The sequence below is a fragment of the Acinetobacter sp. ACNIH2 genome (assembly GCF_002934965.1).
GTDB lineage: Bacteria > Pseudomonadota > Gammaproteobacteria > Pseudomonadales > Moraxellaceae > Acinetobacter > Acinetobacter tandoii.
The window spans coordinates 2260348-2278462 of sequence record NZ_CP026412.1 but is presented as its reverse complement, the minus strand read 5'-3'; the positions used below and the strand labels follow the sequence as shown (position 1 = coordinate 2278462).

Here is an 18115-nt window from a genome sequence, read left to right as displayed (position 1 = left end):
GCTTAAACCCATACAGTTTAAGCCTTTCTACTTTATATCACTTTAAAATCTTGTTCAAATCCTATGTTCGGATTTGAAATGGTGTACTGATCTTAATATGTACAATCTCAACATAAAGTCAATATATTATAAGATCTCTTTCATAAATCAAAAAAAAGATCCTTTTTTTGATTGATATTTATACCCTATATTTCAGAGCTATCGTGCATAATCTTCAGATAAAATATATTGATTCAAAGAAGCTTTTCGAAACTGTGTGATTCATAGAGATCGTTTTCAATCTAGCGATCTCTAAAAATCCATCTTATAATTGGCATGTTGAATTCGTTCATTTGATGGGTCTTATTGCTTTTGGACTTCATCTGAGAAAGGAGTTTCTTCACTTAATTCCAAAGTACCTTTCCATCGGTGTTTTACCTTTCAAAGCTGAATGCGGCCTCATCCAGTTATAGTAATGCTGCCATTCTGCTAGTTTGTCTTGGATATCTTCAGAATTTATATCTATGGTTGCGTAGAACTCAGATTTATCGGTCTTTTGTGAATGCTTCACCTTCCCATTTAAATGAGGAGAGTTTGGTTTATTTGACCTAAATTTGGTTCCATGTTGCATCAATTTTTTTGTACTTTTTCAGCAAAAAATTCCCGCCCACGGTCGGTCTGTATTCGTGGTATAAGGAAAGGCATTTCTTCAATTACACAGTCTAAAAAGTCGAGAGTATTCGCTGCTGTTCGACGTTTATATATCCTTAAAACACGATATTGTGTGCAGTTATCAATCGATGTGTACTGATAGACGGACCCAATTTACAGGTATCCATTTGAATTTTATCACCTAGTAGAGGGCGTCCATAACGAATGAAATCAACTTTACGACGGAGTTTTTTTAATCGATTTGAATTGATGGGTGGATAACACTTTATGAATAGTCGCTAAGGACAGCGAAACTCCATGCAGTCTCATCAATTCTATTTGCAAACGTCGAGCCCCCCAGATTTCAAGCCGAGTACATTTCCAATATTAATACTTCTAGCTCAGCATTGACTTTAGTATTTTGAGATTTTAACGAACGTTTTTTCTGACTACTTAATCCATCAATACCTTGCTCAGAATATCGTTTCCACCACTTGCGTAAGGTTGGTCTAGAAATACCACATCTCCGACAGACTAGACCAGCATCATTGGTTTCTTCAAATAACTCACCCCATAAGAGTCCTTGTTGTATTTATTTGTTCAAAGACGCCAATTATGTTGAAAGAATGTCTATGAATCACACAAATGATCTCTAAGAGTTTTAAATCTTCTGAAATTTAACTAAAGTTCATCACCTAAGCCAAACCCACCAAAAATAGGACTTTCATCAGACCCACTTTGTGATGAGTCATCAGTATTAGAGTTTTGCGATCCAGTATTAACACTTGCTGTTCCTGAATCTTTATCAGGTGGAGCCCCATCCATTGACGATGGATATGGATCTACAACCAACTGTGTACTTAACGTTTCACACTGATTTCGTTGTACTGAATCTGAATAAAAAGCGGTTGAATATTCTGCATGATAACTTGCCGTCCATGTCTGTAAAATATTCGGTAAATTAAAAGCATAATAATATGTTCTTTCCTCATTAGGCTGATATACATTTACCGTTTCATCATTGAGACAATAATCGCTTTGTGTGGTTTTTACTGTTTTACTACCACTTAGCTGAAAAGCAGCCTTACAACTATCGATATATTCATAGACTCGTGTTGGTAATGTATTTTTTATAGTCACTCGTAATTTAAATTTGATTGGCGGTAAGGTTTTGCTATTCACCCCAAACAAATCTTGCCTATCACCAGCAAAAACAGGGGTTTCGTTATAGTGTTCTATAAACTGTATCGTTCTTTCAACCCCATAACAGTTTTGCACCACAGGATCTGGATAAGCAACAGCATATTCTGCATCATCTTCCATTCTATCTGGTTCAACATCTGGTCGAGGATTTGGAGTGGGGTTTGGAGTTCCGATCGGAATTCCACTACCAGTCCCAGTTCCCCCCAGACTCACTCCAACACTAACATTTCCATTTTCATCTACGCATCCTGATAAAACTAAAGTACCCATGAGGATAAGGTGGAATCTTAATTGTGATTGCAACATAAAATTAACTCATATTTACTTTAGATTAATCAAAATCCATACAGAACCATAAAATACTTTTTTAGTCTTAACAAACCCGTAAATCGTAAAAAGGAGCTTTCATTTTCAATAATTAGTAATGATTAGAAAAAGCCCTTTTACCGTTTATAAAAGATTATCTCAACTATTTTTTCACTTAGCTATAAGTAACCCCAATAGCAGATAATAAATTAACTTGAAAAACAGGAGAACTAGAGCCATCAGTTGAGTTACCACACCAAACTTACAACTCTAGTCCTGATGTTCAATAGTACTTAATTATTCTGTGTAATTGATGATTTCTTTCTTAAATTTGAAGCAACCTACTGGAAATTCCTCAAGCAAAGTAATCACTATTTAAGAATCCAAACGGCATAACTGAGTATCTCAGAAATCACCTTTATCGCCATTTTGAACCGTACTGGGTTTGTCGGAGACTTTTTTATTTAAGTTAGGCCACCTGACCTAACGGGTTAATCTTATCATAGTACATTGATTCAAAATCAAAAGGTGGCACATAACCTAGTGCACTGTGTACACGCTTTTTATTAAACCAATCTACCCAGTTTAATGTCGCAAGTTGTACATCCGCTAAACCTTGCCAATCTGCTTTTAAATATTCAATCACCTCTGTTTTGTATAAGCCATTCACTGTTTCAGCCAAAGCATTATCGTATGAATCACCAGTCGTACCGACTGATGCTCGTAAATTTGCTGCTTCTAAACGATTGGTATAGCGAATGGAAAGATATTGCACACCTCTATCGGAATGATGAATCACATTCTTTGGCATGCCTCGATCATGCAATGCTTGCTCTAATGCATCGAGCACCATATCTGTATTCATTCGTGTAGATACTTTCCAGCCAACAATTGCTCGTGAGAACACATCAATAATAAAGGCGGTATAGACCCAGCCTGAATGAGTTTGAATATAGGTAAAGTCAGCAACCCACAAGTGATTAGGCTGATCAGCTCTAAAATTACGTTTCACTAAATCATCTGCCCGTTTTTGGTCATCTCGGCTACGGGTGGTTTGTTTGTTCTTACCACGCCAAACACCTTGTATATCTAGCTTCTGCATCAATCGAGCAACTGTACAACGTGCGATAACATAACCTTCACGTTTCAATTGTTGCCAGACCTTACGCACACCATATCGACCTGAACTTTCCTTCCAAATTCGTTTAATTTGTTCAGCATGATGCTCATCATGTAGATCTCGTTTCGCTCGATGTTCTGGATTGTCAGCGAGATCTAAAGCCCGATAATAGGTCGAAGCTGCAATCGGTAAAATTCTACAAATCGCTTCAACACCATATCGATCTTTATTGTTATGGATAAAATCCACCATTATTTGTGTGGGCGGTCGAGCTCCGCCTGGGCGAAAAAAGCGGCTGCTTTACGTAGAATTTCATTGGCACGTTTTAATTCTTTAATTTCACGTTCCATTTGCTTCATTTTTTCTTGGTCAGATACCTGTTGTACTTTGGCGGGATTTTGCTGATCTAAATGCTTTTGATGCCAGGCACGAAGTGTTTCAGGAGTACAGCCAATTTTAGGCGCAATTGCTGTGATTGCTGCCCAAGTAGAAGGATAATCTTTTTCAGATTCAATCAATAATTGAACCGATCTTTCTCTGATTTCAGGGGTATATTTTAATTTTGTCATCGGGATAGTCTCTCAGAATATTGACTCTCCGACAAACCCGGTACGGTTCATTTGGTATAAAAATTCTCACTTCAACAATACTTCAAGTGAGCCTCTTGCCTCAATTTTTTTATGTTCTGCAAAATTTCAGGTGATTGAATCAGATTAATACACTTATTTTCTAATGAAAGATACACTTCATCCAGAGATACTCGAACATTCAAAATATGTTTATGCGACCACCTATCTTTTTGGTTATTAAACCAATCTTCACCTACTTCACGAAATAATGGTTTAAGCTCATCTAATTGTTCAGCTTTAGAATATTTATATTTAAGTTCATAAGCTATTTCTCTAGCTTTTTTCAAACTAAGTACTGGGTATGGTCCCAATGACTCAGATTGACGCTGCCCATGAACGATATAGCGGACATTCCAATACTTCTGACCTTTAGTTGTAATAATCAGCAATAAACCATGTGAATCTGATAGACGATATTGCGTGTCTTTCGGTTGAGCTTTTCTACATTCTGCATCTGTGAGTGACATATCTTTAACCAGAATTTGTTGTGTTAATTTCTGGGTAAATTTTGCCAATTTTTACCCACACAGAGCAAAAATAGGGTCAAATCGCTTAGGACAGCATCGGACAATACAGCCAATAAAAAAGCCCTTAAACATTGAGTTTAAAGGCTTTTTTAGATTCCGATGGATTACTTCGAAAAGAATTTTGGGGTGGCGTCAATTGAACTCAAAACCCAAGCAACTGTTTTTATGTAATTTATAACAAAAAATATATTTCATTGACCCAATTTTGACCCAACTTAGATTTAGTGCATTGAATCGCTTTAATATCTTATTCAAATCCAAATTCAGGATTTGAAATGGCATACGGCATTATAGCAAAACATTATACCTTAAAATAATTGTAACATTATATCATTTCAATTATTTTCTTGTGGTACAAATAATCACCTTAACCTCATTATAACTCAATTTTTAATTTGTATTTTTGCTTAGGACTCTTAGGCTTATCAGGAAGAGTGCGTTCAACCACACCTGCTTCTAATGCCGGAGTTAAATAATTTTTTTGGAAAGTTGCTCGGTGGGACAAATCTAAAAGAGCCATCAGCTCAGTTAGACTATATTCCTTCTGCTCCATATTCTGGATGAGGCGTTTAACTTGATCGCTAACTTGTACGCTAGCTTGAGCGGTATCTTGATCGCTGGCATCGGAACTGAGTATTGCATCAAGAATCATCTGCAAAATAAACTCAATAAAAGGGGCAGAATCTGAACGATCTGTGCTCGCTTGCAATGCATCATAATAAGCTTTTTGGTTTTGATAAATCAGGCTTTCTACAGGGATATTGAGAAAAATTGGATTCCACTGGCTTAAGATCAAAGTTTGCCATAAACGCCCCATCCGCCCATTGCCATCAGCAAATGGGTGTATAAACTCAAACTCGTAATGAAATACTGAACTCTGAATTAATGGGTGCTCATTGCCATCAGCCAACCACTGCAATAACTCTCCCATTAAACGGTGGACTTGATTTGCAGGCGGAGCCATATGCACGACTCGATCCCCTGACATCACACCAACACCACCATGGCGATACTGTCCAACTTCATCAATCAGTCCTGTCATCAATATTTGATGTGCTTTCAGCAAATGAGATTCTTGATCAGGATGCCAATTTTGAATTTCTTCATATGCCTTTAGGGCATTACGCACCTCTTGAACTTCTTTAGGTGGAGCGATAATGGTCTTGCCATTCAGGATCGCTGTGATTTGCTCTGTACTCAAGGTATTCCCTTCAATCGCTAAAGACCCTTGAATCGTTCGAATACGATTGGCTTTTCGCAATTTAAGGCTATCTTGAATTTGAGTTAATGCAGTCAAACGCCCTATTGATTCACTAATTTGTGCAATCAAGTGAATAATTTTATTGGTGATTGTATAAGGCGGTTGATATTTCATGCCATTCCTAAATAACATAAAGGTTCTAGTTAATTAAACTCTAAAAGACCAATTTCTCAAAGCTTAAATCATAAGTCATTCATATATAATTATTTTTACTGACCAAAAGAGCAATCGATTCTAGTCGTAAATACTGAGAGGTTATCCATTTGTTTGCAATTATTGATAGTCTTAAGAATAAACTTGATCAAAACAGGCCTTTGTCAGACTTTACATCAAGAAACATTGAAAATGATCTTTTTCTTCGCTGGATCTTTCATTCAAATGCTATCTCAGGAAATAGACTCACCCTATTAGAAACCAAAGTCGTATTAGAAGGTATTGCTGTCGGCGGTAAAAAATTAAAAGATCACTTCGAGGTAATTAATCATAGAAATGTAATCTACTACGTTGAAGACATTATTCGCAAGAAAGAACCATTTTCAGAGTGCTAGATAAGAAATATACACCAACTTATTCTAAAAAATATCGATGATGAAAATGCAGGTCTCTATCGCCAACAGAATGTCTTAATCTCTGGTGCTACAACTACGCCCCCTGATTACACTCTGTTAAATGACAAGATGGCTCATTTAGTTGATTGATATAATAGTGCCGCCCAGACATTTCATCCCATTGAACGTGCAGCCAAAGTACATGCTGATTTCGTTGGTATTCATCCCTTTATTGATGGCAATGGTCGTATTATCCACCCTGTGTAATTACTGTAGAGAATCGTTCAGCTTACTATGAAGCATTGGATCAATGGATGGCTTATGGAAAGACTGAGCCTTTTATTCAATTGGTAGCTGATGCTGTAATAGATGGGTTTAAGCCATATCAAATGGTTTTGGGAATTTAAATCGTAATAGAGTCTTTTGCGTTTTAAAATATAATGAAATGCGAATTTATTACTCAATTTAGTCAATAAGGTTCTATTCAGTAATGTACTTCTCAAATAGATCAGCATCATGAAAAAAAATCATAGATACTTGAGAATAAATCCTTTGAGCAAACTCTAACGTCTCGTTAATCTTTTAGGACTATAAGGACATAAAGGAACTCACCATGCATAGCTGGAATTATTCAAATGCTAGAGCTCAACTATCAGCATTAATGGATCAAGCAGCAGCAGGTCACCCCGTAGAAATTACTCGTAGAGGACGAGAGCCAGCAGTAATCATTAGTAAATCATCTTATGAAGCATATAAGAAAGCTGAATTTGATACAGCCTATCTCAAAAAAATTGTCTCAAATGAAAAGATTTAATGAAGCTCAACTTTTCCACATACCAGATCGGTTCAGTATTTGCATTTCTTTCAGCTTTCTTGTTTAGCACCAAAGCCATTTTTATTAAACAAGCTTATGCTCTCTCCCCCACTTTGGATGCGACAACATTAATGGTGATAAGAATGGCAAGCGCCTTGCCATTCTTTCTCATGCTATGTTGGTTTGGACGGCACCAGTATTACAGCATTAAACTTAAAGATTGGTTGTTACTTATTCTTACAGGAGCTTTAGGTTATTACATATCGAGTTGGCTCGATTTTTTTGGCCTCATGTTCATTAGTGCATCTTTAGAGCGAATTATTCTCTTTTTATATCCTACGTTAACAGTCATCGCTTCCAGTATAATTTTTAAACAGGGGCTTAACCTCAAAGTTATTATGGCCTTGATGCTCAGCTATGGTGGAACAGTTCTAGTCATGCTTCAAGAGCAAAAAAACTTAACTGATCAACATAACTTCTGGTTAGGCTCTAGCCTAGTGTTTGCGAGTGCTGTCGCATTTGCATGTTATTTACTTCTTACTCCTCCACTCATTAAAAAATTTGGTTCATTAAATTTAACTGGCCTATCCTTATCTATTGCCTGCTGCTGTATTTTTATACATTATTTTTTAGCAACACCTGAGCCTTTGACCTTATTAACTGAACTTCCTCATCGTATTATTTGGTATGGAATAGGATTAGGGATATTTGCTACTGTTTTACCCACTATTTTACTTATACTTAGCATTGAACACTTGGGAGCTTCTCAATCTTCCATCATTTCTTCTGTTGGCCCAGTCTTAACAATTTTTTTGGCAATATTGTTTTTAGAAGAACACCTAAATTTAATACAATGGGTTGGTTGTATACTCAACATAATAGGTGTAGTGATCATCACTTTTTCCAAAAATAGGCTCAAACTTTAATAAGAAAGTATCTATAAGAAAAACTCATTAATCTATGAAAAACCATCATGTGAATTTAGCTTCTCAACTACCAAGTAAAAAATTATTATTAGCTTTATTTAAATCAGACAACTCCAATGAACCGTCAGATTGCAACCAGCATAGGTATTTTAGCGCTCTTATTGTGGTCTACCTTAGTCGGGTTATTACGACTCTCAACTGAAATATTTGGCCCCATCTATACGGTCACTTACGTCTATACTTTAAGTGCTATAATTCTGTATTTTTCTTACGGACTACCTGATTTTAAAAAAGTTTCTAAAAAATTTTTAATCATATCCAGTCTACTCTTTGTTATTTTTGAACTATGCTTCGCATTCTCAATCACCTTAGCTCAGTCATCTGAAAAATCGATTGAAATGAACATCATTTTTAGTTTATGGCCAACATTAATCATTTTAATGCTGGCATGTTTAAAAGAAGAAAAAGTAAACTTTTTGACCATTATAGGAGTACTTGTTAGCTTCTCTGGTATTGTCCTGATTAATTATCACCCTAGCCTTAATTTCATTGATAATTTTTATAAGAATCCCATAAGTTATTTATTAATATTTTTAGCATCATTACTTTGGGCTGTATATTGTATTTATACCAAAAAGCATAGTAACGGTACGAATGCGGTATCGCTATATTTTATATTAACTGCGGTTGCCTTATGGATTCTCACGCTTTCAACTCAAGGTATTCATTTACCGCATGTCAGCACTATGACAAGCTATATCTTCATCTTGATTAATGCTTTCTTTTTTGCAATGGGATATTTAGCATGGAATGTTGGAATTATTAAAGGCAATATGCCGATCTTGGTAATGCTTTCCTATTTTTCACCAATGCTCTCTTCAGCATTTTCAGTGATTGTTTTACATTCAAGCCTATCTACCAATTTCTGGTACGGTGCAACTATTGTAACTATCGGATCAATTATCTGCTGGCTTTCAATTCGGAAAAATCAAGTTCAACAACCTAAACTAGCCACCTAATCTTCTATTAAAAGCCAAAGAAATTCTTTGGCTTTTAACTTACTAAACCTTCTCAATCAATTTAGTAATTCCGTTCACAATCATATCAATCGCAATTGTTCCAATTAGTAAGGCGGCAAGCCTTCCAACAATATCAAAATAACGATCAATATATTTTGCATGACTAGACTTTAAGTGGTCATGCGATAGTTTCATGATGATCAGCACACTACAAGTTAAAAATAATGTGAAAGCAATAATAAGAGCAGCTTCTCCAATCGACATGCTCATTCCTGTGACAACCGCTGCACTGATTGTCCCCGGTCCAATCATAAAAGGCATCGCGACGGTTCCGGCAAGATGCTCAGGTGCAGCACGCATTTCTCCGATTGTTTCAGCCCCTTGAAACACAAATCGATAGCCAATGACTAGAAAAATTAAACCTCCAAAAATTAAAAACGATTCGAACCGTACATTTAGATACTGACTAAAAATCGCTTCTCCGCCCCATGCAAAAAGAAGAAAAACAACGTATGCAATTAGACCACCTTGTATGAGTGCTCGATTAAATACCCTAGTTTCGGTATGTCTAATCAAGCCAATCATGTAGATACTCATCAGGAATGGATTTAATAAAGAAAAGAATAAAATAAAAGTCGTTAAATAAGGTGAAGTCATGTTGGATATCCTTAAAACAAGTTCAGGAAGTTAATAACTTCCTGAAAAATTTAAAAAATCATGTAACTGCTTTCAGTCTGAAAATAGTGGACTAATTTCTAAAAGCTATAAACCAACATGACATTCAAAAGCTTGTTCCATTTGCCATCATCACCAGCTGCCAATGAAGCGCCTGTTCCGCCTACAAATGGATCGTTCTTACTCATTAAGTATTCGGCTTTGTACACGACAAAAAAAGACAACTCATTGAAATAATGGCATAATACTTGTTTTCTGACGACGAATATGATGACACATTTCAATGAGTTACATCTCATCTTAAACAAATATCTAAAGTGGAACAAGTCACGTGTAAAATGTTTTACACTGATTATGCTGGCATTAATTGTAAAACAGACATGTAATCTTTCTTCTGCATCTAAAGCCTTACCCATCACGTGCTTACCACAATCATTTTATCGACGTATACAACGCTTCTTTGCAGATCAGTATTTCGATTATCGTCAAATTTCTCAGTTAATTTTCAATATATTTTCATTCGATAAAGTCCAATTAACTTTGGATAGAACCAACTGGAAATGGGGAAAACGAGATATCAATATCTTGATGTTAGCCATCGTCTATCGTGGAATAGCGATACCTATTGTTTGGACATTGCTCAATAAACGTGGAAATTCAGATACAAAAGAGCGTATTGCTTTGATTCAACGCTTTATCTCCATTTTTGGTAAAGATCGTATTGTGAATGTGTTCGCAGACAGAGAATTTATCGGTGAGAAATGGTTTACATGGTTAATTGAAAATGACATTAACTTCTGTATACGTGTTAAAAAAACTTTATTGTGACCAATCACTTAGCCAAGAATCATAAAATTAGTGATTTATTTCGTCATCTTCAAGTTGGTCAAACAGAATGTCGTAAACGACGTATTTGGGTTGGTCGAGTGAAACTGTATATTAGTGCGCTACGATTAGAAGATGGAGAACTTTTACTTGTTGTTTCTCCTATGTTTAATGCTTCTGCTATTGGTGATTATGCATTACGCTGGGAAATCGAAACCTTATTTAGTTGTCTCAAAGGACGTGGATTCAATCTTGAAAATACTCGTTTAACAGACCCTAGACGAGTCAAGAAATTGATAGCAGTGCTAGCGATCGGTTTCTGTTGGTGCTATTTAACAGGTGAATGGCAACATGATCGAAAAAAAGCGATAAAACTAAAGAAGCATGGACGACTTTCAGTAAGTTTATTTCGCTACGGTTTGGACTATGTTCAGATGGCTATTCTACGTTTGATTGGTTTTGGAAAAAAAGAAGAATTTAAGAAAGTGCTAGCAATTTTAAGAAAGAAAAAGCCTGATAGGACAAGGGCCCTATGAAATTTGTCGTGTACAGAGAGTATTCGGTATATAACGTGACGTTTTTATAGTCCAATGCGACACCAACAATATTTCGCTGTGAGTCATCAAAACCTTGTTCTTTTTTGTTGAATCCACTGAATACTATATACGGTGTCACGTTGAGCGAATCTCGGACATTCTTAAAGACATAGCTTGTGTCTACAGTGTAGAAATAGCCTTTATTAGCAATATCATATTCCGCATCGAAGGAACCAAAAGTTGAACTATGAGGACTTAATGCATCCTTATTAGTGATCGATTGTTTACCACCTGTTAGGACTACATTTAAATTTTTATAATTAATCCGGTTGAACAGTGCCCAAGTATTTCTTGTTCCATCTGTCGAAGCCTTTTTATTTTCAATGTCTGAATACCAGTAACTCCCACCTAACGAGACTTTCAGATCATCTGTCGTCAAAAATTTTAGTTCTTGATCTACACGAGCCATCCACATATTTTTTTCATTTAAATCTGTTTTAAGCGGATCTGAAGATGACACCACATTGGCTGTATAGCGTGCAGCATCTTGACTTGTACCATGATGATTCCCGCCATCTGTAGCGAAATAAGCCAGATCGACTTTAGTTGCTGTAGGCATTTCAAAGTGATAATTTACACCCAAATCTAATGCATCCTGAAGCCCCATGGTATTGTTGATACCAGCATAGAAACTGCTATCCCAATAACGTCCTGGGCCAAATGGAATCGGTTGCAAACCTACAGTAATATTATCGGTTGGATTGAAACGATAACCTACGTAACCTGATACTAATGTTGAAAAATCACAAAAGGTATCGTACTGATAACACCGATATTCGGCTTGTCCAAACCAGTCTGGGGACTCGTAACCTAAGCGTAGAATTGCAGCATCAAATTTTATTTTTTGATCTGATGCAGGTTCACCATAATGTTTATCTTGATAGTTGGCACGGATTGCTCCTGAGACCGTCAATGCACCCGCCTTACTTTGTGGATCACCAAATGTCACACCAGCAAAAGTAGGAATTGCCATCCCACAGCTCACCAAGCCGAATCCAATTTTCAAAAATGTCTTTTTCATTTACATGTCCTTGTTTAAATGAAGATTTCTAGAAAGCTCTTCCTGCTTTCTAATTTTTTAGGCCACACCTCTCCCTTCAGGTGAAATTCCCAAATTTGATGTTTTTTAATTTGATTGTTATAGGCCTGTTTTAAGCCTATAACATAAAAAGATTACATAACAGCGAGGGGGTATTATTTAACGGAAGCCATTACTCCAGTAATTATGCTAAGCCGTGTAACTCTTTCCAATTTCCTGGGTGTACCACATAACCAAATAATGCATGCCCACCATAAATAAGTTCTGTTCCTTCAGGTATCCACAACATTTGCCCAGGCTTTACTTCGTATTTTTGACCGTTGGCTGTTAATTCAAAACACCCTTCAATTACAAAAATCACTTCGTCATAAAGCAATTTCCAAGTGACTTCTGCCCCTTCCCAACGTGCAAATCCGATCCCCATATTCGGAGAAACATCTGCTCCGACTGCTCTTGCAACATAAGCGGTCCCGTCTGGAGTTTCGCCACGTAAATTAAAATCGAGTTTGGCGCTATCAACTAACTTCACTTCTTTCATATCTTTATCCTGATTACAATTCACTACGACTGCGCCATTTTTCAAATGCAATACGTGTTTTTACCCCAATTCCTAAAAATGGTTCTGGTGGGTTTAAACTTGGCATACCTGTCACATACTGGATATCTTTTAAAGCCGTGGAGTCTGTACCTACAACTAAATCTGCTAGTAAGGTTCCTGAAATAGTTCCCCATGCAGCACCGACCCCATTGTCACAGGCGCTGGCATAAACACCATCTTCTAATTGACCAAAGAAATTGGTGAAATTACGAGAAATAGCATAAACGCCACCCCACGTATGGGTGAATGGAACATCTGCTAACTCTGGATAGCGCGCTAAATATGCCTTACGATGATCTTCTTGAATCCAACGACGGGTTTCGTCACTCACATTTGCACCATACTTTGGTACATGTTTATAGGTATTCCGAATCAAAATACGACGATCAGCAGTCATACGTAAAGTTGTACCTGCATGATCAGCAGGAGTAAGTCCCCAATCCAATTGGCCGTGATAACGCTTCATTTCCTCATCAGTTAAAGGACGAGTCCAACTTGCAAACGTCATCACAGGTAACAAGCGATTCTTTAAATAGCCAAACTCTTTTGTAAAAATACTGGTAGCCAATAACACTTTTGGAGTGGTTATTGAGCCTTGATCGCCTTGGAGTACCCATTGACCACCTTTCTTACTCAAACTGCGAACGGGAGATTGCTCTAATAATTCAACATTTTCAGGTAAATGCTCCCCCATACCGCGCACTAAAGCTGCTGGCTGCATTAAATAAGAACCTGGTGTAAAGATCGCTCGGCTGTAATAATCAGTTCCTAGAACCTTTTTAAGTTCTGCTTTTTCCACCCAGCGAAACGGCTCGCCGAGATCTTTCATCAGGTGTTCAAAGTGATTAAGATGTGCTTCACCTCGTTCACCGATAGCTCCCTGATATTTACCAGCAGCAGACCATTGACACTCGATCTTGTGTTTTTCTACCAAGCCTTGCAATTGTGAAATTGCTGCTCGGTTCAGGCTTAATAACTTTTGCTTATGTGCTGGGTCTGGATGACCTAATGCAAATTTATGCGGTAAATCAATCACAAAACCAGAGTTACGACCAGACGCACCTTCTGCAACACGTTGTGCATCAATTAGAATAATACGAGCATTTGGTTTTAACTCAGAAAGTCTCCGAGCTGCCGCTAAACCAGCAAAACCCGCACCTATAATTGCATATTCAGCTTTTTGTGCACCAACAAGCTGCTTAGCTGGTGCCGCTGGTGGTAAAGCTGCATACCAACCACACGTATTATCATCATTCGGTAAAGCAATCATCGTGTTCTTCCTTAAACTATTGATGGTTGATGAGAATTTAGTTTTTCAAGCCATTGACTACGAGTTAGTTGCAACTGACGTCCCAATAAAGCAAAGCCTGTTAATTTACCTGTAGCATCATAAAAACCGGCACTCCACTCACCATCATGCTGTTCAACATGCCATTTTCCATCACCCATTGCTGGTAGTAGCGAAAGCGGTAAAATTGGCGTTTTTACAATCACAGGGCTTTCTTGCAATTGAGTCTTTTGAGCTTTACCTAATAAGTTATCTGTTAAAGCTGGCAGTGCTTGATTAATAGGGCTAATGTAGGGCATCCATTGACCTTCTACTTCTGCACAGTCACCTAAAGCAAAAATAGACGCATCACTGGTACGGTGATCTAAGCTTGTACATATCCCGCGTGCTGTATTTAAACCTGCAGTCTGTGCTAAAGAAATATTTGGACGTAAACCCACCGCACTTAGGATTAAATCTGTCTCTAGTAACTGTCCATCTTGTAACTGAACTTGATAACGCTCGTTTACACACTTAATTGACTGAATACTATTCTGTAATTTCCACTCAACCCCAATTTGGCTAAGTGCATCTTGTAAGGCATAACCTAATTCTTCAGGAATTAGACGCCCCATAGCAGATTGACCTAGTCCAACTACTGTGACCTTCATACCGTGAGCAGCAAGATCATTAGCAAATTCACAACCGATTAATCCATCACCCAAAATAGTAACGTGTTGTTTACCCGCTAACTTCTCTCTGAAAAGGCGATAATCGCCTAAATCATTTACACTATAAACATCAGAGGTATCCCCCTGAATTGGAATAATGATTGGGCTTGCACCAGTAGCTAGAACCAAACGTCCATACGGATATTCACCAATGGAAGTCTCAATTTTTTTATTAACTCGATCAATATGCTTAACATGAGTATGAGCATAAATACGTACATTTAAACGTTGTTCCCAACTTAAAGCTGTCTCTCGTACCAAACTTTCCCCGTCCTTGCCCAATGCCAAAGCATTCGATAAAGAGGGTTTGCTATAAATTGCACCATCATCAGCTGTAAATAAGGTAATAGACACATCTTTAGATTGGTTACGTAGTGCTGTAGCCAATTGATACCCAGCGTGACCACTCCCAATAATCACGATCGGTTCAATTACATTCACAACGGCTGCCGCTGACTCTTCAAGAACGACATCTGTGATATCAAGCATTTCAAAGTCAGCTTTACCAACCTGACATTCAGGACACATCCAATCTTCCGGAATGTCTTCCCATTTGGTACCCGGAGCAATTCCGTCGTCAGGCCAGCCTTTCGCTTCATCGTAAATCCAGCCACAGACAATACATAACCACTTTCTCATCGTGTCTATTTCCCTTATTTCTTACAAATTACACGCTATGTTTCAAACGGATACCGATATTGCGCGTTTGAACATAACTGTAGATGGCTTCCTGCCCTTTTTCGCGACCAAAACCAGATAACCCCACACCACCAAATGGTGTTTCAATACCGCCGGCAAACCATTCATTAATAAAGACTTGACCAGCAATAAGTCGGTTTGCTACTCGAAGTGTTTGATTCAGATTTTCACCAAATACTCCTGCAACAAGTCCAAAGTCCGTACCATTTGCGATTGCAACTGCTTGGTCTTCGTCATCGAAAGGCATAATTACCATTACAGGACCAAAAACTTCTTCTTGAGCAATCGACATGTCATCTTTTGCTTCAATAATAGTAGGTAGGACGAAGTAACCTTCTAAATCTGCAGCTTTCCCACCAGTTAAAACATTGGCACCTTCTTCACGCGCCTTATCAATCATGGCAAGAATTTGTTGTTGCTGATCTTTGGAAACAACAGGTGTAAGTTCAGCATTACTTTCGCCAATACCTACAGTTAAGCTCTCTGCAAGATTAACAACAGCTGCTTTAACTTCTTCATAACGGCTGCGGTGCACTAATAAGCGAGACATCGCTGAACAAACTTGCCCAGAGTTATAGAAAATTCCGACTTTCACGCTACTTAGTAATTGCTCAAGATCAACATCAGCAAAAGCAATTGCAGCTGATTTACCACCCAACTCCATTACAGAAGGTGTTGCCCGTTCAGCGGCATCTTTCAAAATGCGTTGGCCTGTTGGTACTGAGCCAGTAAAGACAATCTGGTTCGTATCTTTGTGTTTAACCAGATGGGTACCAACTTCTGACCCTTTACCACAGAGTAAGTTCACTGCACCTTGAGGAAAACCTGCTTTCTCAATAGCTTTAATGAGTAAAACCATTCCTAAAGGTGAAACTTCAGGTGACTTAATTACAACCGCATTCCCAGCCGCTAAAGCAGGTGCTAGCGAGCGTGCACAGATCGAAACAGGAAAGTTCCAAGGTACAATTTGAACCGATACACCCATTGGAATATACGAGGTGAAATCAATGTAATCTTTACCTAAAGGTACTGAGATACCTTCAACTTTATCTGCCATACCAGCGTAGTATTCAAAATAGCGAGCTGCTTCATCGAACTCTTCACGTGCTGTATCAACATTTTTGCCATTTTCACGGCATAGGATTAATGTACCCTCTTCAGCGATTTCACGAATCGCCTCTGCTGCTTTTAACATCCACGCTGTACGTTTTGCAGGACGTACATCAGTTAAAGCGCCGCTATTCACACAACGTCGCGCTGCTGCCATCGCGGCATCTGCATCTTCAATACTTGCACGGGCAACTGTTGCAAAAACTTTATCGGTTGCTGGGTTGATAACTTCCAATTGGCGAGAGGAATCTCGCCATTGACCATCAAAATAATTGAGGTAGTGTTGCATATTATGCCTCCAACGCCTTTTTAGCTTGAGTCGCTAACCATTTTTGGAAGAAGTGTGTTGGTAAGTCCATTTCAGGAGAAAATACACCACCACCAAAGCCTGGGGAGTGACGACCTTTTTGCATCGTTTCAACAGCAAATACATCTTCACTAAAGACGATTTTCCAAGATTCTAAAGTTGCTTTACGGCATTCATCATATTTAGGATCTAATGACTCATCACCCACATAATACAAACGAAGATTTTCAATCGTTTTTTCAGGTGCAACTGGGTCCAACATAATCGCAAAAGCATGATCAGCCTGAATACCAATCAGTGCATTTGGGAAAATAGACAAATATTCTGCTTGGCGTAATTTATCTTCTGGCCAGCTTGGGAAAATAGGTAAATGTGTCCCTGCTGTTGCTGATAAGTTGTATTTATAACTACCCTGACCTGAGAAACGCTCTTCAATCATAATGTTGTAGTGATCTTCAAGCTTTGAGTAAGTATTTAAGGCAGGGTGTACCCAAGGTAAATGGTACGCTTCACAGTAGTTTTCAACTGCAAGTTTCCAGTTACTTTCTACCGGTAATTGAAAAGTTGAACCAATTTTACTGGTACGAATTAAATCTAAATCGTTTTCACCTAAGAATTCTTTCCAACGTTCTGTAACAGGTGCAATATGTTCTTCAAATGCTGGAGCATCCTCAGAAATATTAATAAAGACCATGTCCATCCAAATTGCTGAACGGAGTGCTTTTAAGCCATGCTTTTCACATTTGAAACGTTCATCTTTATGCTGACCAATACCACCAACATGAGGTGTGCCTTTTAAGTTACCATTGATGTCATAGCTCCAAGAATGGTATTGGCAACGAATCACACCCTCAATGGTGCCTTCTTCTTGCACCAAAATCATTCCACGGTGGCTACAGACATTATGGAACACGTTCAAGACACCTTCACGATTACGCATCATGACCAATGGCATACCCATAAAATTTACAGGTTTCACATAATTGTTTTTTGGTAAATCCGAAGCAAAACCGATACAAACCCAGGTTTTACTGAGAATATTGTCACGTTCAAAATTAAAATATTCATTGCTGGTATAGGCAATATTCGGCATACCACTTGATTCAGTAATCGGGTTTAAAACATTGTCGACTTGCTGAACTGAAATAAGTTGCTGGCTAACTTGACTATTCATTTGATAATCTCCATTTACTTTGAATAACGCAGTGCTCCCTGCGTTGGTATTAACTACTCGTTAGCACCCTGTGCTGCTTCATAGAGATTGTGTTAAACATCCTAGCGATAG

14 protein-coding genes, 6 pseudogenes and 1 other annotated feature are annotated in these 18115 nt (G+C 37.9%); of the genes and pseudogenes, 6 read left to right on the top strand and 14 right to left on the bottom strand.

Annotated elements, in window-relative coordinates; all coding sequences use genetic code 11:
• Positions 1-345: 345 nt before the first annotated feature.
• Together C3F34_RS10745 and C3F34_RS10740 are read right to left on the bottom strand one after the other, a co-directional pair.
• Positions 346-1222: pseudogene (locus C3F34_RS10745) on the bottom strand (integrase core domain-containing protein); the annotation flags it as partial.
• A gap of 89 nt (positions 1223-1311) precedes the next feature.
• On the bottom strand, positions 1312-2139 hold the full coding sequence (locus C3F34_RS10740) for a hypothetical protein (RefSeq protein WP_104441563.1): 828 nt from the start codon (positions 2137-2139) through the stop codon (positions 1312-1314).
• 309 nt (positions 2140-2448) lie between these two features.
• On the opposite strand from C3F34_RS10740, the pseudogene C3F34_RS20820 reads away from it, so the two are divergent.
• A pseudogene (locus tag C3F34_RS20820) lies at positions 2449-2598 on the top strand (IS982 family transposase); the annotation flags it as partial.
• A gap of 10 nt (positions 2599-2608) precedes the next feature.
• Here the strand turns inward: C3F34_RS20820 and C3F34_RS10730 are convergent.
• The 3 genes and pseudogenes from C3F34_RS10730 to C3F34_RS10715 all read right to left on the bottom strand — a co-directional run bounded on the left by C3F34_RS10730 (position 2609) and on the right by C3F34_RS10715 (position 5790).
• Positions 2609-3828, bottom strand: a protein-coding gene (locus C3F34_RS10730) for an IS3 family transposase (protein WP_104441367.1) whose coding sequence is annotated in 2 segments (ribosomal slippage) — positions 2609-3552 and positions 3552-3828 — 1221 coding nt in all. Because the reading frame shifts where the segments join, the coding sequence is not laid out codon by codon here.
• Positions 3437-3553 (bottom strand) — a sequence feature (AL1L pseudoknot). It overlaps the preceding gene by 117 nt.
• A gap of 78 nt (positions 3829-3906) precedes the next feature.
• Positions 3907-4355: pseudogene (locus tag C3F34_RS10720) on the bottom strand (integrase arm-type DNA-binding domain-containing protein); the annotation flags it as partial.
• A 436-nt stretch (positions 4356-4791) separates the two neighbouring features.
• Complete coding sequence (locus C3F34_RS10715; protein ID WP_104441562.1) at positions 4792-5790, bottom strand: Fic family protein; 999 nt, start codon at positions 5788-5790, stop codon at positions 4792-4794.
• Positions 5791-5939: 149 nt separating this feature from the next.
• Here C3F34_RS10715 and C3F34_RS10710 point away from each other — a divergent pair.
• The 4 genes and pseudogenes from C3F34_RS10710 (at position 5940) to yddG (ending at position 8983) form a co-directional block, all read left to right on the top strand.
• Positions 5940-6631: pseudogene (locus tag C3F34_RS10710) on the top strand (Fic family protein).
• Between the two features lie 206 nt (positions 6632-6837).
• Positions 6838-7038 (top strand): type II toxin-antitoxin system Phd/YefM family antitoxin, encoded by a 201-nt coding sequence (locus tag C3F34_RS10705; protein WP_104441561.1) that lies wholly within the window; start codon positions 6838-6840, stop codon positions 7036-7038.
• Positions 7038-7964 (top strand): DMT family transporter, encoded by a 927-nt coding sequence (locus C3F34_RS10700; protein ID WP_104441560.1) that lies wholly within the window; start codon positions 7038-7040, stop codon positions 7962-7964. The genes C3F34_RS10705 and C3F34_RS10700 overlap by 1 nt, the downstream gene beginning before the upstream one ends.
• 116 nt (positions 7965-8080) lie before the next feature.
• Positions 8081-8983 carry an aromatic amino acid DMT transporter YddG gene (yddG, locus tag C3F34_RS10695; protein ID WP_104441559.1) on the top strand — a complete coding sequence of 301 codons (903 nt, stop codon included), beginning with the start codon at positions 8081-8083 and terminating at the stop codon, positions 8981-8983.
• A gap of 42 nt (positions 8984-9025) precedes the next feature.
• Here the strand turns inward: yddG and C3F34_RS10690 are convergent, their stop codons facing one another.
• Positions 9026-9640: a MarC family protein gene (locus C3F34_RS10690; protein WP_104441558.1), complete on the bottom strand. Its 615-nt coding sequence runs from the start codon at positions 9638-9640 to the stop codon at positions 9026-9028.
• 98 nt (positions 9641-9738) lie between these two features.
• Positions 9739-9855, bottom strand: a pseudogene (locus tag C3F34_RS20815) (hypothetical protein); the annotation flags it as partial.
• Positions 9856-9928: 73 nt separating this feature from the next.
• Here C3F34_RS20815 and C3F34_RS10685 point away from each other — a divergent pair.
• Positions 9929-11019, top strand: a protein-coding gene (locus C3F34_RS10685; protein ID WP_104442269.1) for an IS4 family transposase whose coding sequence is annotated in 2 segments (ribosomal slippage) — positions 9929-10469 and positions 10469-11019 — 1092 coding nt in all. Because the reading frame shifts where the segments join, the coding sequence is not laid out codon by codon here.
• Here C3F34_RS10685 and C3F34_RS10680 read toward each other — a convergent pair.
• From C3F34_RS10680 to C3F34_RS10655, 7 genes and pseudogenes are all read right to left on the bottom strand, one after another.
• Positions 10961-12100: a hypothetical protein gene (locus C3F34_RS10680; RefSeq protein WP_104441557.1), complete on the bottom strand. Its 1140-nt coding sequence runs from the start codon at positions 12098-12100 to the stop codon at positions 10961-10963. The genes C3F34_RS10685 and C3F34_RS10680 overlap by 59 nt on opposite strands.
• A gap of 202 nt (positions 12101-12302) precedes the next feature.
• Positions 12303-12656, bottom strand: coding sequence for a cupin domain-containing protein (locus tag C3F34_RS10675; protein ID WP_104442337.1), 354 nt, complete (start codon positions 12654-12656; stop codon positions 12303-12305).
• A gap of 13 nt (positions 12657-12669) precedes the next feature.
• Positions 12670-13986 (bottom strand): NAD(P)/FAD-dependent oxidoreductase, encoded by a 1317-nt coding sequence (locus C3F34_RS10670; RefSeq protein ID WP_104441556.1) that lies wholly within the window; start codon positions 13984-13986, stop codon positions 12670-12672.
• 11 nt (positions 13987-13997) lie between these two features.
• Complete coding sequence (locus tag C3F34_RS10665) at positions 13998-15203, bottom strand: FAD-dependent oxidoreductase (protein ID WP_228155362.1); 1206 nt, start codon at positions 15201-15203, stop codon at positions 13998-14000.
• Positions 15192-15353 (bottom strand): annotated as a pseudogene (locus C3F34_RS20585) (rubredoxin); the annotation flags it as partial. The pseudogene C3F34_RS20585 and the gene C3F34_RS10665, both read right to left, overlap by 12 nt.
• Positions 15354-15381: 28 nt before the next feature.
• Positions 15382-16812: an aldehyde dehydrogenase family protein gene (locus C3F34_RS10660; RefSeq protein ID WP_104441554.1), complete on the bottom strand. Its 1431-nt coding sequence runs from the start codon at positions 16810-16812 to the stop codon at positions 15382-15384.
• Position 16813: 1 nt separating this feature from the next.
• A complete protein-coding gene (locus C3F34_RS10655; protein WP_104441553.1) occupies positions 16814-18004 on the bottom strand; it encodes an aromatic ring-hydroxylating oxygenase subunit alpha in 1191 nt (396 codons plus the stop codon).
• Between the last annotated feature and the right edge of the window lie 111 nt (positions 18005-18115).

Bases quoted from the DNA above. Each gene is read 5' to 3' on its own strand.
- C3F34_RS10665 (WP_228155362.1), bottom strand. From the start codon at position 15,203: ATGCTTGATATCACAGATGTCGTTCTTGAAGAGTCAGCGGCAGCCGTT.
- yddG (WP_104441559.1), top strand. From the start codon at position 8,081: ATGAACCGTCAGATTGCAACCAGCATAGGTATTTTAGCGCTCTTATTG.
- C3F34_RS10680 (WP_104441557.1), bottom strand. From the start codon at position 12,100: ATGAAAAAGACATTTTTGAAAATTGGATTCGGCTTGGTGAGCTGTGGG.
- C3F34_RS10690 (WP_104441558.1), bottom strand. From the start codon at position 9,640: ATGACTTCACCTTATTTAACGACTTTTATTTTATTCTTTTCTTTATTA.
- C3F34_RS10660 (WP_104441554.1), bottom strand. From the start codon at position 16,812: ATGCAACACTACCTCAATTATTTTGATGGTCAATGGCGAGATTCCTCT.
- C3F34_RS10655 (WP_104441553.1), bottom strand. From the start codon at position 18,004: ATGAATAGTCAAGTTAGCCAGCAACTTATTTCAGTTCAGCAAGTCGAC.
- C3F34_RS10670 (WP_104441556.1), bottom strand. From the start codon at position 13,986: ATGATTGCTTTACCGAATGATGATAATACGTGTGGTTGGTATGCAGCT.
- C3F34_RS10675 (WP_104442337.1), bottom strand. From the start codon at position 12,656: ATGAAAGAAGTGAAGTTAGTTGATAGCGCCAAACTCGATTTTAATTTA.
- C3F34_RS10700 (WP_104441560.1), top strand. From the start codon at position 7,038: ATGAAGCTCAACTTTTCCACATACCAGATCGGTTCAGTATTTGCATTT.
- C3F34_RS10705 (WP_104441561.1), top strand. From the start codon at position 6,838: ATGCATAGCTGGAATTATTCAAATGCTAGAGCTCAACTATCAGCATTA.
- C3F34_RS10740 (WP_104441563.1), bottom strand. From the start codon at position 2,139: ATGTTGCAATCACAATTAAGATTCCACCTTATCCTCATGGGTACTTTA.
- C3F34_RS10715 (WP_104441562.1), bottom strand. From the start codon at position 5,790: ATGAAATATCAACCGCCTTATACAATCACCAATAAAATTATTCACTTG.